Genomic DNA, 13,265 nt, shown 5'->3' with positions numbered 1-13,265 from the left:
TACTTTAGTACCGCCCTGGCAGCCGCGCCGCGACCTATTCCGCCCAGCGCCGCCCGCCAAGCCCGAACCGCAATGCCTGCCCCTACTCACGGAGCGCTAGGAACATGAGCCACCTGGTCTTGCTGCTGCTCGGCGTTGATTACCTGCACAAGCGCGCGCGCACGCTCGCCATCATCGGCTGGCTGGTGCTGGCCGCCGGCATCACGATCTTCATCGACGCGCTGGACGGGGCGCTGTATTTTCCGCTGTACCTGTTTGCCACGCTGTTCGTCATCGAAGGGCTGGCCACGCTGGCCATCGCCACGTCCGGCGTCGGCGGCCAACGGGTGCTGCGCTACGCCAAGGGCCTGTTCGTGCTGGCCGCCGGCGTCCTGATCCTGGCCGGGCACCATCACGGCCATTTCCTGCTGTCGATGATCTTCGGCCTGCTGTTCCTGGCGGACGGGTTGCTGCAGTGCATTGCCGCCTATGTGGTGCGCTATCCGCGCTGGCGCTACGTGTTTGCAGCCGGCGTGGTCGAGATCTTGCTGGCGATCTTCTTCTTCCAGCCCTACCCCACGCATTACGTGGGCACGGTGCCGTACTGCCTGGGCCTGTTCCTGGCGTTTTCGGGCATGAAGCTGGTGTGGCTGGCGCGCCGGGTGCGCAGCCTGGATTCCAACCCGGCACTGGCCGACAACCCGCATCCCGAATTCATGCCGACCCGTGTCGATGGCCCGGCCCAGACCGTGTTCGACGGCCCGCCGCTGGCCAGCGAACGCGCCTTGACGGTGCACGTGTGGACACCGTCCGGTTCCGCCAAGACGGCCACGCGCAACTACCCGGTGCTGGACCGCTACATCGCCGCCGTCGACATCAACGGCGTGGTATCCACCGGCCACGCCGCGCTGGAATCGCCCGAAGGCGTGTACATCAGCCTGTACCCCGCGCAGGAAATCGACCATTCGCCCGAGCAGTTCGGCACGCTGCTGCGCGCCACCGCCGACAACAACGTGCCCGGCGTGTACCAGCCCGATTACGCCACCGAATCCCGCGCCTGGTGCCCGTCCACCATGCAGGTGCGCATCCGCAACTACGACGCGGCCAAGCTGCAGGCGTTCTGGGACGTCTACCGCCAGACCGAGATCTACAACCTGACGCACCGCAATTGCTCCAGTTCGGTGTCGGCGGCGCTGGAAGCCGCGCTGGACGGCGTGGTGGGCCGCCTGCACGGCCCGCGCGCCGGCTGGGGCGTGCTGCTGCGCCTGCTCTTGACGCCCGAACTCTGGGTGGCCGCGCAGATCCGCAAGCGCGCCCTGACCATGGCCTGGACCCCGGGGCTGACGCTGGACTATGCCCGGGCGCTGAGCATGCTGGCCGACCCGCGGCCGTTCGGCTGGTGGAAGATGTCGCAGGCCGCCCTTCGGCAGATCGCGACATTGCGCGCCGGCTGGCGCCGCCAGGACCGCGAGGCAGGCGCCCGCAGCGCGCAGGCCCAGCCATGATCTGGGCCATTGTCGCGGGCCTGGCCATTGCGGCGGGCGCGGCCTGGGGCGCGCTGGCGCTGTGGTTCCAGCCCTTGATGGGTACGCGCCGGCAGCCCTTGCTGCCCGCAGCCTGGCTGACGCTGGCGGCCGCCGCACTGGTCGGGCTGGCCACCGGCCACGCCTGGCCGGCCTGGGTGTTCGGCGCGCTGCTCGTGGCGCTGCTGGCCTGGTGGCGCTGGGGCGTGCGCCCGTCCAACGACCGCGACTGGATTCCGGAAGTCGCCCGCATCACGCAAGGCTCGGTGCAGGGCGACACGCTGACGCTGCGCAACGTGCGCAACTTCAACTGGCGCAGCGCCACCGACTACGACGTGCGCTGGGAAACGCGCACCTATGACCTGTCGCGCCTGGCCTCGGTGGATCTGGCGCTGTCGTACTGGGGCCGCCCGGCCATCGCGCATGCGCTGGTGTCGTTCGGCTTTACCGATGGTCAGCAGGTGGTGTTTTCGGTGGAAATCCGCCGCAAGCGGCACGACAAGTTTTCGGAAATCGGCGGGTTCTTTCGCCAGTATGAACTGTCGGTACTGGCCTCGGCTGAAGAAGACAGCCTGCGCGTGCGCACCAATATCCGCGGAGAAGACGGCTACCTGTACCGCGTGCACATGCCCGACGGCGCGGCGCGCAAACTGCTGCTGTCGTATGTGGACACGGCCAGCCAGCTGGCGCGCCACCCGCGCTTCTACAACACGCTGACCGCCAACTGCATCACCATCATCTACCAGCTGGCCGACAAGATCGTGCCCGGCCTGCCGCTGAACTACCGGCTGCTGCTGTCGGGCTACCTGCCCGAATACCTGTACCGGCTGGGCACGCTGGAAGGCGCGGACAGCGCGGCGGCCTATCGGCGCGCCGGGCGCTATACCGAGCGGGCGCGGGCCACCACGGACCCGGCGCAGTATTCCCACAACATCCGCCGTGGCGTGCCCGGCGTACCGCCTGCCAATGACGTCGACGCCGCTGGCCCACGCGCGCCAGGCGCCGCAACCTAGACCCGTCAGGTCAGGTTCAAGCCCCCATCCGACAGCAGGATTTCCCCGGTCAGATAATCGGACTGCACCAACAGCGCCACCGCCTGCGCGATGTCGTCCGGGCTGGCCGCGCGGCGCATCGGCGCGCGTTCTTTCCAGAGCTGCTGCGCCGCGGTCCAGTCCTGCGTCAGCGGCGTATCCACCAGGCCCGGCGCCACCGCGTTGACGCGGATGTTCGGGGCCAGCGACACGGCCAGCAGCCGGGTCACGTGGTTCAGCGCAGCCTTGGCCGCCGCGTAGGGAATGGACGCGCCCTTGGGCCGCACCCCGGCATGCGAACTGACATTGACGACGCACGCCGGCTTGCCGCCCGCGGCCGCTGCCAGCAGCGCGGGCTGCGCTTCGGCCACCAGGCGAAACGGCGCCACCACGTTCACTTCGTGCATCTCGTGCCAGATTTCCGGTGTCGCGGCGGCCAGGTCGCCATGCGGGATGACGCGGCTGATGCCGGCGTTGTTGACCAGCACGTCCAGCCGGCCCCAGGCGGCCACGGCCTCGCGCACCAGCCGGACCCGGTCGGCGTCGACGGCCAGGTCGGCCTGCACGTAGACGGCCGAACCGAGTTCGGCGGCCAGCGCGCGGCCGGCATCGGCCGAACGGCGCGAATGCAACACAAGGGAATAGCCGTCACGCGACAGGCGCCGGGCGATGGCGGCGCCGATGCCGGACGTGGATCCGGTGACCAGCGCGACGGGAGCGGAATGCGGCATGAGCGTCCGTTATGAAAAAGCGTGGCTGGCGCCGCCTGGCGGACAGCGGCGAATGAAGGCCAGAAGGCGTTCCGTGACGGCCGCCGGATGATCCAGGCTGGGCAGATGCGCGGCGTCGACCGATTCGTACGCCTCGCCCTGGGGCAGCATCTGCGCCACGCGGCGCGCGCGTTCCTGGATGTGGGGAAAATCCAGATTGCCCCACATCACCAGCGCGGGCGCCGTGAATTCCGGCAGGCGCGAGTACGCCGCCACGTTGTCCTGGCTGGCACCCGCGGGCGCTGCGCGCAGCGCCCGCCCATGCATGTCCAGGAATTGCTCGCGCACCGATCCGGCGACACGGCCTTCGGCGGCCAGGGGGCCATCCAGGAACAAGCGCGCTTTCAGGCGGTTGACCTGATCGATATCGCGCGCGGCCTCGGCCGCCTTCAACGGCGCCATCAGCGCTTGCAGCGCGGGCGGCAGCGCCGCTTCGGGCGCGCCGGCCACGGTCGGCGATATCAGCACCAGGCCGCGCACCGAGGCCGAATGCAGCAGCGCCGCGTCCAGGGCGATGCGTGCGCCCTGCGAGCACCCCACCAGGATCACCGGCTTGCCCCCGGCGGCTGCCTCGATGACGGCCATCAGGTCAGCCACGGCCGAATGTTCCTCGGCCTGTCCGCGTGTGTCGCCGAAGCCGCGACGATCGTAGGCGATGGCCTGGCAGCTTGCGGCGATGCCTGCCATCTGGGGCCGCCACATTCGGCGATCGCAGATGGACGCATGCAGAAACACGACGGGATCACCACGACCAACGGTTTCGCCAGCCAGCACGGCATGGCCGTTGGCGACGTCAAAACGAGAATGCATGGCCTAACCTCGCAGGCGCCGGAATGAGCGGCAATCTTACCCCCGGGCGGATGACGCCAGGCTGTCCAGGTAGGCACAGAGCATGTTGCCCAGCGCATCGGCATAGGCGTCGATTTCCTGGGCAGTGCGCGGGCTTTCCGAGAATTGCTTGCCGACCGAGCTGAAGGTGGTGGTGATCAGGTCGCCGGCCAGCGCGCGGGTGGCCTCGGAAGCCTGCGGCAGCGCTTCGCGCAGAAAGGCCTGGACGATGCGGGCGCCCTCTTCCTTGGTGGCCTTGGCTTCGGGCGCATCGCGGTACAGCGGCGCCGCGTCGTTGAGCGCCACGCGCATCACCGCTTCTTCGCATTCGGAATGCAGGAACGTGCGCACCACCGTGCGCAGGCGCTCGGGCGGCGGCTGGCTGGCGTCTTCCAGAATGCCGCGCAGCAGGCCGGACGTCTGCGCCCATTCCTCCATCTGCAGGCGGTACAAAATGGCCGCCTTGTTGGGAAAGTACTGGTAGAGCGACCCGATGCTGACGCCCGCCTTCTCCGCGACGCGCGCCGTGGTGAAGCGCTGCGCCCCTTCCTGGGCCAAAACCTGAACCCCGGCTTGCAGAATGGCGGCGACCAGTTCCGTCGAACGGGCCTGTTGGGGCTGTTTTCGCTCGGAAAGCCGGGCGTTGCGGCGGGTGGGCATGGGGTATCCGGAAATGCGAATAGAGAAATGCGATGAATTCGTCGTATTCTAAACCGGCACTGGCAGCGCTTCAACGGACCGATCCGACAGGCCCTTTGATGCTGCCGCAACCGCTCACTTGATATCGGAACCTTCGCATGACCAACACCCTGACTTCCTCCCCCGTCGCCCCGCTCCTGGACCTGCTGTTCACGCAGGCCGACGCGTCGTGGTCCGCCGCCGACCCGGCCCTGGCCACGATGTCGGATGCCGAACAGACCCGGCTGATGCGCAGCAAGACTGACTACCTCGATTTCTACGGCCGCATGAAAGACCTGCCGCTGGCCGTCTCGCCCGAAACCGGCACGCTGCTCTACATGCTGGCGCGCAGCGGCAACGCACGCTACATCGTGGAATTCGGCACCTCGTTCGGCATCTCGACGCTGCACCTGGCGGCCGCGCTGCGCGACAACGGCGGCGGCCGCCTGATCACCAGCGAGTTCGAGCCGTCCAAGGTGGTGCGCGCCCGCGAGAACCTGACGGCGGGCGGCCTGGCCGACCTGGTGGAATTCCGCCAGGGCGACGCGCTGCAAACGTTGGCCGCCGACCTGCCGGCGTCGATCGACCTGGTGCTGCTCGATGGCGCCAAGGCCTTGTATTCCGACATCCTGGCGCTGCTGGAAAGCCGCCTGCGCCCGGGTGCGATGATCGTGGCCGACAACGCCGACTACTGCCCCGAATACCTGGCCCGCGTGCGGTCGCCGGCATCGGGTTATCTATCGACGCCGTTCAGCGGCGACGTGGAAGTGTCGATGCGGCTGGGCTGATGCGCCGCGCGCTTCGGTTCCGTTCGCCCCAGGCACAGGAACACGATCAGCGCGGTCAGCACGGTCACGGCCGCCAGCCCCCACAGCAGGCTGGCGAATGCCTGCCCCGAGGCTTGCACCAATGCCGCGCGTCCGGCCGCAGGCAGCCACTGCGCGGCGGCGGCGAAATCGCCCGCCACCAGCCGCTGGGCGGCCTCGGCGGCGTGCGCCGCGCCGCCCGGAACCGCCGCGCCGATGTGCCGCGCCGTCAGCCCGGCCAGCACGCCGCTGACGATGGCGAGAGCCACGCCCTCGCCCGCCACCCGCGTGGTGCTGAAAATGCCCGTCGCCATGCCCGCGCGTTCCTTGGGCACGACACTGACCGCCAGGCCGTCCATCAGCCCCCACGGCAGGCTGATGCCCACGCCGATCATCAGCATCGGGCCGATGAAGGCCTGGGGTTCACCGGCCGCCATCGCCACGGCCAGCCACGCCAGGCCGCCCGCAGACACCAGCAGGCCGGCGCCGCAGATGACGGCGGGCGCCAGCCAGCGCGTCATCAAGCCGGCCGCCACGGGCAGCAGCAGCAACGGCGCCGACAGCGCGATCATCAGTCGGCCCGCGGCGACTTCGCTCAGGCCGTCCACGGCAATGAAACGCACCGGCAGCAGGATCAGCAGCACGACGAAGGCATAGGCCGGCGCGGCCGCCAGCCACTGCACGCCGACAAAGCGCGGGTAGCGAAACAGCGTCAGGTCCAGCATCGGCCGCGCCGTGCGCAGCTCGATCCGCGTGAACGCCACGAACAGCAGCAGCGCGCCCGCCAGCATCGAAAGCGTCAGCGGATCGCCCCACCCTTCTTGGGGCACCCGCATGATGCCCCACGTCAGCAGCGCCAGGGCCGCGGTGAAGGCGGCTGCGCCGGGCCAGTCCAGCCGGCCCGCGTCAGGGTCGCGCGATTCGCGCAGGCTGCGCGCACCCAACACGAACGCCACCACCGCCAGGCCGATCACCAGCAAGAAAATGCTGCGCCAGCCGTAGTGTTCGATCAGCCAGGCCGACGAAATCGGCCCGAACGACAGGCCCGCGCCGAAGCTCGCCCCCAGCAGGCTGAACGCCCGCATGCGCGGCAGGCCATCGAATTCCTGCGCCAGGGCAGCGGCCCCGCCCGAGAAGATCGCCGCGCCGCCCAGGCCTTGCGCGGCCCGTAGCCAATCGAAGCTGACGATGCCGGGCGCGTAGACCAGGCCGATCGAGGCCGCGATGAACAAGGCCGTGCCGGCCAGGAACACCCGGCGGCGGCCATAGCGGTCGGCCAGGGCGCCGGCCACCAGCAGCGCGCTGCCGAACGCCAGCATGAAGGCATTGGTGACCCAGTTCAGCGCCACCGGTTCGCCGCCCAGCGCGCGGGCGATCGACGGCAGCGCGACGGCCGGGCCGGTAAAGCTGAGCGGCATGGCCGCGCAAGCCAGGCACACGGCGATCAGGATCAGGGTCTTGCGGGCCGCGGCAAGCGGGGCAACAGCGGATGAGGACATGAGGAAACCAGAAGTGGACGCGACGGCATTGAAGATACTTGCGCACGACTTCGAGATAAATAGGGTAAAAATCCACACACAAGAGAATTAATTTCCGCAATGGAGCCTCCATGGACCGCTTGAGCGGCTTGATGCCGTTTGTCCGCAGCGCCGAACTCGGCGGTTTCGCCGCCGCCGCCCGCGACCTGGACCTATCGCCGTCCGCCGTCGGCAAGGCCGTGGCCAAGCTCGAAAAAGACCTGCACGTGCGCCTGTTCCAGCGCAGCACGCGCCGCATGCAGCTCACCGAAGAAGGCCAGCTGTTCTACGAGCGCTGCAAACGCATTCTGGAAGACCTGGACGATGCCCACGCCATGCTGTCGCAGACGCTGGAAGTGCCGCGCGGGCGGCTGCACGTCAGCGCGCCGCTGGTCAGCTACCACTTCCTGTTGCCCGTGCTGCCGGCCTTCGCGGCGCACTATCCGGGCATCGAACTGGACATGGATTTCAACGACCGTATCGTCGACCTGATCGGCGAACGGGTCGACGTGGCCATCCGCAGCGGCGACCTGCCCGACTCGCGCCTGGCGGCCCGCACGTTGGGCAAATACCGGTTGCAGCTATGCGCGGCGCCGGCCTACCTGGCGCAGCATGGCGTGCCTGCGCGGCCACGCGACCTGGAACGGCACCGCGCCGTGCGCTTTCGCTATCCCAACGCGGGCACGCTGCAGGAATGGCCGCTGATCTTGCCCGCGGGCGACGCGCCGCCGCGCCTGGCCACGGCATTCACCTGCAACAACATGGAAGCGCTGCTGGGCGCTACCGTCAGCGGCTTCGGCATCGGCTGCATGCCCGACTTCTTGGTGCACGACGCCGTGGCGAGCGGGGCCTTGCAGGTCGTGCTGGCCGACCATGTGCAAGGCGAAGGCCGCTTTCAGGCGCTGTGGCCGTCCAACCGCAACCTGTCGCCCAAGGTGCGCGTGTTCGTGGATTTCATCAGCGAACGACTATTCAAGCACGGCGACTGAAGCCTGCCGCGGGCACACGGGCCGCGCGCCCGCCACTGCCCGGCCTTCAGGCCTGCTGCGAACGGGCGCCCCCCGACGCACGCCCCAGGAAATCCAGCACCGCCAGGTAAGACCCTTCGTTGCCCGCCGCATTGGCGGCCGGCGTGCCGCCCGCGTCCAGCAGCAGGCCGGACATGGCGTGCGGCTTGCTGATCAGCGTGGCCGGCAGATAGGGATAGTGCACGTGGTGCCCCGCCCCCATGCAGACATGGTGGAACGTGGGCAGGCCATGCGCCTGGCGCTGGCGCATCACGATTTCGGAATACGCCGTGCTGGGCCAGAAGCCGTCGTCGGACGCGCTGACCAGCATGACCGGCCCCGGATAGCGCTCGACCGGAATGCGCGCCCGTTCGAACGCCGCGGCGTCGCGGCTGGCGCTGAGAAAAGCGTGGGTCTGCCGATACGGCGGGTCGGACGCATAGGCCGCGTCCCAATCGGCGGTGGCGTTGTCCTGCCACAGGTGCGGCAGCGGCTCGCCGGCCTTGCGCCAGACCTGCGCATTGCGCCCGGTGCCCGGCTCACCCGCGCTGACCACGCCGTGCGTCACGGGCGACGGCACGTAAGCCACCACCGCGCTGACCCGCTCGGGATAATGCGCCGCCACCAGCAACGAGGTCTCGCCGCCCCGGCTGATGCCCGACAGTGCCACGAAGCCGTCCCGTGGCTGCAACGTGTCGCGGGCCCAGCGCAGCGCATGCTCGAAGTATTCCAAAGGCATGTCGTTCAGGTACTTGGGCCGGCCCTCGTAGTTGAATATGCCCAGCGCCAGGCATTGGTAGCCGCGGGCGGCGAACAGCGCGGCGCGCGGCGCATTGACGCCGCCGGACGAGCCGTTCATGTAGATCACCAGCGGATGCGGGCCGGGGCCAGCGGGCGTGTAGAGTTCGCCCGATACGATCATGCCGCCGACCTGTTCGCGCACCGGCCGGTGCGTCACGCCATCGGCCAGGAAGTCCTGCACCAGCTGCGCAGTGGCGCTGCGCTGGCCGTCGGTGGCATGCAACTCGACGATCAGCGGCTCGGTGCGGTCGGGCGGAAACACCACCCGTTCCATGTCGGTGCACACCATCGACCACACGATGCCCATGGCCGACGGCTCGGCGTAGCTGCCGGACACCGGGCAGTCGCGCCCCAGGTCCAGGCTGCCGTCGTGGCCGGCCATGAACACGGCCTGTGACTGCCATGGCGCGCCGCACATGCGCATGCGGGCCGTGACGGTCACGAAGGCATAGGGCGCGAAGCCGTCGATGCGGATCTCGCGGGCAACGTCGATCAGCGCGAATTCCGGGCTGACGGTGATGCGGGGCTGTTCGGTCATGGCGGGTTCTCAGCCTTTCAGGTCGGTCTTGGGCACGTTGTTGGCGCGGATCACGCCGGCCCACAACGCGGATTCTTCGGCAATGACGCGGTCCAGGTCGGCCGACGAGGTGAATTCCACCGTCACGCCCTGCGCGGCAAACTGCTGCACCAGGCCAGGGTCGCGCGTGCCTTCGCGTACCGCGTTTTCCAGGATGCGGACCACGCTGCCGGGCATCGCGGCCGGGCCCGAGATCATCATGCGGGTGTACAGCTCCATGCCGTCGACGCCCGCCTCTTTCATGGTGGGCACGTCGGGCAGGCTGGACAGCCGCTTGTCGGCCGTTACCGCCAGCACCTGCAACTTGCCCGACTGGATGTTGGGCAGCGCCGAGGTCGGAAAATCAAACGTGCTTTGCACCGTGCCGGCCATCAGGTCCAGCAGCGCGGGGCCGCTGCCCTTGTAGGGCACGTCCTGGAACTGCGTACCGGTCTTGGACTGGAAGTGCAGCAGCGCCAGATGGTTGATGACGCCACGCCCGGCGTGCGCGCAGGTCAGATCGCCCGGCTTTTTCCTGGCCAGCGCGATGAATTCCTGCACGTTCTTCACGCCCAGCGCCGGGTGCACGATCAGCAGCATGGGCGACTTGCCCATCGATCCCAACTGCTTGAAGTCCGACACCTGGTACGGCAGGTTGTTGTACAGCAAGGGGTTCAGGATCATGCCGTTGGTGCCGGCAAACCCCAGCGTGTAGCCGTCGGGTTCGGCCCGCGCCACGGCCACGGTGGCGATGATGGCCTGGCCGCCCGGGCGGTTTTCCACCACCACGTTGCCCTTCAATATCTTGGCCATGCGCTCGGCCAGCGCGCGCGCGGCAATGTCGGTCAGGCCGCCCGGCGCAAAGCCGACCAGCAGCCGCACGGGGCGGGCAGGAAAGTCAGCCTGCGCCCAGGCGGGGCGAGGCATCAACGGCAGCGCGGCAAGCGCGCCCAGGGCATGGCGGCGGGTGAACGGCATAAGGCTCTCCGGACAGGCGTGCACGGCAGGCGCACGGCATCCGGCCGCGGCGAGCCATGCGATCAACGACAAGGGGGGAAGGAGGCACAGGCCGCCCGCCGAACGGCGGGGGTCTCAATGACGGTATCTTGTATGCAATAGGGCGCCGGGGCTATCTAGGGATATCCCGGTGGGCATCACGCCTTGGTCATCAGGCGCTTCCAGCCTTCAAGACCCAGGCGGTTCATCGTCTCGATATTCTTTTCGTAGATCTCGGCGGCATCCGGGAAGGATTCCACCGCGCGGTCGATGCTGTCTTCGCGCAACAGGTGCAGGATCGGGTACGGCGAACGGTTGGTGTAGTTCTCGATATCGTCCGGCTGCGTATCGGCAAACTGGAACTGCGGATGGAACGTCGCAACCTGCAATTCACCCACCAGGCGCATGCGCTTGAGCAGGCGGTCGGACAATTCTTCGAAGTCGTTGAAATCCAGGAAGTCGTCCAGCGCGTCGGGAATGATCAGCAGCGTCGTGTCGATCTTTTCCGGATCGGTCTCGGCCAACAGGGCCAGTTCGTCCTGCAGGTCGGTCAACACGCCTTCGGCGTCGGTCGCGTCGCTGACGGCAAAGCGGATCTGGTCCTTGACCTGAACCGCCTTGGCGAACGGACAGAGATTCAGGCCGATCACGGCCTGGGTCAGCCAGTGGCGGGTTTCTGCGACCACATTGGCGTAGGCGTCGGAGGTGGAAATCATGACGATAAGTCCTAGAAAAAAGGGAGTATAGGCGACCGGTCAGCGGGGCCGATACGCCTGGTGTAGAGTGACGGAACCCCAATCGCGGAGGTCTTGATGTCTGTAGCGCGCACGTATTTCCTGAACCGCATGCACGACGACGAACTGGTCTCGTTGCTGGGCCAGCGCCAGGATTTCTTTCTCGAGAACATCGACACGCTGAACGACGCCACCCAACGCATCCAGTCCTTGCTGGCGCGCGACGGCCTGTCCAGCACGGTCGAACTCACCCCGATCAACGGGCCGGCCTCGTTTACCGACACGCTGCTGCCCATGATTCCCGTCATCGGTTGGCTCTGGGTCATGGCACGGGGTTCAGCCCTGTTGGCCCGGCCGCGCAGCGATGTCACATTGCGCGCCACCTCGAACACATCGCTCAGTGTGGCGTTTTCTCGCTCGGCCACGCGGGCAACGGCTTGACGCCTCAGGCTGCGCCATCAGTGCAGCGACCAATAAAAACGCGGACCCGCTTACGGGTCCGCGTTGCGTTTACCGCCCCGCCCTTTACGCCGTCGGCATGGCCGCCATGGTCTGGGCGACCGCGGCGGTGAGTTTCTTGCCGTAGGGCACGTGCAGGAATTCGTTCGGACCGTGGGCGTTGGACTTCGGTCCCAGCACGCCGCAGACCATGAACTGCGCCTTGGGGAAGCCCTTTTGCAGGATGCTCATCAGCGGAATCGTGCCGCCCTGGCCGATGTAGCCGCAGGGCGAGCCGTAGTACTGCTGCGAGGCGGCGTCCAGCGCGCTGGTCAGCCACGGCACGGATGCGGGCGCGTTCCAGCCGGTGGCGGCGCCTTCGTTGGCCTTGAAGATGACCTTGGCGTTGTAGGGCGCGTCGGCTTCGAGCAGTTCCTTGATTTCCTGCGAGGCGGCCACGGCATCGACCAGCGGCGGCAGGCGCAGCGACAGCTTGAAGGCCGTGCGCGGACGCAGCACGTTGCCGGCGCTGGACAGCGGCGGCAGGCCTTCGGCGCCGGTCACCGACAGCGTCGGACGCCAGGTGCGGTTCAGCAGGGCCTGTTCGGGTTCGGTGGTCATCGGCAGCACGAAACCGCCTTCGGCGCCGCAGCTCCAGGGGAAACGGCGCCACACTTCGTCGCCCAGGATGCGGGCGGTGGCGGACACCTGTTCAATGCGTTCGGCCGGGATTTCGCAGTGCAGGCTTTGCGGCAGCAGGCGGCCGGTGCCGCTGTCTTCCAGGCGGTCCAGCAGATGGCGCAGGATGCGGAACGACGACGGCACCACGCCGCTGGAATCGCCCGAGTGCACGCCTTCGTCCAGCACCTGCACTTCCAGCGTGCCCGACACCATGCCGCGCAGCGACGTGGTCATCCACAGTTGGTCGTAGTTGCCGGCGCCCGAGTCCAGGCACACCACCAGCGCCACGTTGCCCAGGCGGTCGCGCAGCGCGTCCACATAGGGCAGCAGGTCGTAGCTGCCGGATTCTTCACAGGTTTCGACGATGCCGACGCAGCGCGGGCGCGGAATGCCCTGCTTGTCCAGCGCCATGATGGCGGTCAGCGAGGCGTACACGGCGTAGCCGTCGTCGGCGCCGCCGCGGCCGTACAGCTTGCCGTCTTCGTATTTGGGGGTCCAGGGGCCCAGGCCGGCGCGCCAGCCCGAGAATTCCGGCTGCTTGTCCAGGTGGCCGTACAGCAGCACCGTGTCGCCGTTGTCGCTGCGGGTGGCCGGCGCGTCAAAGAAGATGACGGGCGTGCGGCCCGGCAGGCGCACCACTTCCAGTTTCAGGCCCGAGACCTTCTGGGCTTCGACCCACTGCGCCGCATCGCGCACCACGCGTTCGATGAACGCGTTCTTTTCCCAGTCGGCGTCAAACGCCGGGCTCTTGGCCGGGATGGCGATGTAGTCGGTCAGCGCGGGGATGATTTCGTTGTCCCACTTGTCGTCGACAAAAGCCTGCAGAGCCTTCGGATCGAGGGTAGGAGGAAGAGCGTCGTCGGGGATGCGTGCGTTCATGGCGCGGGATCCTGGAGTTGGGATGGCGGAGGGAATCCGAC

Annotated in this window: 13 protein-coding genes; 5 read left to right on the top strand and 8 right to left on the bottom strand. The window is 68.1% G+C overall.

What is annotated here, in order from left to right:
* Nucleotides 1-104 precede the first annotated feature (104 nt).
* A complete protein-coding gene (locus tag U858_RS0104905) occupies nt 105-1,484 on the top strand; it encodes an HdeD family acid-resistance protein (RefSeq protein WP_025136073.1) in 1,380 nt (459 codons plus the stop codon).
* Nucleotides 1,481-2,515: a DUF4105 domain-containing protein gene (locus tag U858_RS0104900; RefSeq protein WP_025136072.1), complete on the top strand. Its 1,035-nt coding sequence runs from the start codon at nt 1,481-1,483 to the stop codon at nt 2,513-2,515. The genes U858_RS0104905 and U858_RS0104900 overlap by 4 nt, the downstream gene beginning before the upstream one ends.
* 5 nt (nt 2,516-2,520) lie before the next feature.
* Here U858_RS0104900 and U858_RS0104895 read toward each other — a convergent pair whose 3' ends face one another.
* The 3 genes from U858_RS0104895 to U858_RS0104885 are packed head-to-tail and all read right to left on the bottom strand — an operon-like array spanning nt 2,521 to nt 4,791.
* A complete protein-coding gene (locus U858_RS0104895) occupies nt 2,521-3,264 on the bottom strand; it encodes an SDR family NAD(P)-dependent oxidoreductase (protein ID WP_025136071.1) in 744 nt (247 codons plus the stop codon).
* A 9-nt stretch (nt 3,265-3,273) separates the two neighbouring features.
* Complete coding sequence (locus U858_RS0104890; RefSeq protein ID WP_025136070.1) at nt 3,274-4,113, bottom strand: alpha/beta fold hydrolase; 840 nt, start codon at nt 4,111-4,113, stop codon at nt 3,274-3,276.
* Between the two features lie 36 nt (nt 4,114-4,149).
* Entirely contained in the window at nt 4,150-4,791 is a 642-nt protein-coding gene (locus U858_RS0104885; protein WP_025136069.1) for a TetR family transcriptional regulator, read from the bottom strand.
* Between the two features lie 137 nt (nt 4,792-4,928).
* Between U858_RS0104885 and U858_RS0104880 the strand changes: the two genes are divergently transcribed.
* A complete protein-coding gene (locus U858_RS0104880; RefSeq protein WP_025136068.1) occupies nt 4,929-5,597 on the top strand; it encodes an O-methyltransferase in 669 nt (222 codons plus the stop codon).
* Here the strand turns inward: U858_RS0104880 and U858_RS0104875 are convergent.
* Nucleotides 5,543-7,114, bottom strand: coding sequence for an MFS transporter (locus U858_RS0104875; RefSeq protein WP_025136067.1), 1,572 nt, complete (start codon nt 7,112-7,114; stop codon nt 5,543-5,545). The genes U858_RS0104880 and U858_RS0104875 overlap by 55 nt on opposite strands.
* Nucleotides 7,115-7,224: 110 nt before the next feature.
* On the opposite strand from U858_RS0104875, the gene U858_RS0104870 reads away from it, so the two are divergent.
* Complete coding sequence (locus tag U858_RS0104870; protein WP_025136066.1) at nt 7,225-8,121, top strand: LysR family transcriptional regulator; 897 nt, start codon at nt 7,225-7,227, stop codon at nt 8,119-8,121.
* Nucleotides 8,122-8,167: 46 nt separating this feature from the next.
* On the opposite strand, the gene U858_RS0104865 is transcribed toward U858_RS0104870, so the two are convergent.
* The 3 genes from U858_RS0104865 to U858_RS0104855 form a co-directional block, all read right to left on the bottom strand.
* Complete coding sequence (locus U858_RS0104865; RefSeq protein ID WP_025136065.1) at nt 8,168-9,478, bottom strand: alpha/beta fold hydrolase; 1,311 nt, start codon at nt 9,476-9,478, stop codon at nt 8,168-8,170.
* 9 nt (nt 9,479-9,487) lie between these two features.
* Nucleotides 9,488-10,474: a tripartite tricarboxylate transporter substrate binding protein gene (locus U858_RS0104860; RefSeq protein ID WP_025136064.1), complete on the bottom strand. Its 987-nt coding sequence runs from the start codon at nt 10,472-10,474 to the stop codon at nt 9,488-9,490.
* Between the two features lie 176 nt (nt 10,475-10,650).
* Nucleotides 10,651-11,208, bottom strand: a complete 558-nt coding sequence (locus tag U858_RS0104855; protein ID WP_025136063.1) for a DUF1415 domain-containing protein — start codon at nt 11,206-11,208, stop codon at nt 10,651-10,653.
* A gap of 96 nt (nt 11,209-11,304) precedes the next feature.
* Here U858_RS0104855 and U858_RS0104850 point away from each other — a divergent pair, with 96 nt between their 5' ends.
* Entirely contained in the window at nt 11,305-11,667 is a 363-nt protein-coding gene (locus U858_RS0104850) for a hypothetical protein (RefSeq protein WP_025136062.1), read from the top strand.
* An 84-nt stretch (nt 11,668-11,751) separates the two neighbouring features.
* Here U858_RS0104850 and U858_RS0104845 read toward each other — a convergent pair whose 3' ends face one another.
* The gene (locus tag U858_RS0104845) at nt 11,752-13,224 is read right to left on the bottom strand and encodes a M20 family metallopeptidase (RefSeq protein WP_025136061.1); all 1,473 of its coding nucleotides are present in this window, start codon (nt 13,222-13,224) and stop codon (nt 11,752-11,754) included.
* Between the last annotated feature and the right edge of the window lie 41 nt (nt 13,225-13,265).

Origin of the sequence: Achromobacter sp. DH1f (genome assembly GCF_000633435.1) — a bacterium.
In the GTDB taxonomy this organism is placed as follows: domain Bacteria; phylum Pseudomonadota; class Gammaproteobacteria; order Burkholderiales; family Burkholderiaceae_B; genus Achromobacter; species Achromobacter deleyi.
The sequence above is the reverse complement of the archived record's forward strand: the minus strand, read 5'-3'. Positions and strand labels throughout refer to the sequence as shown.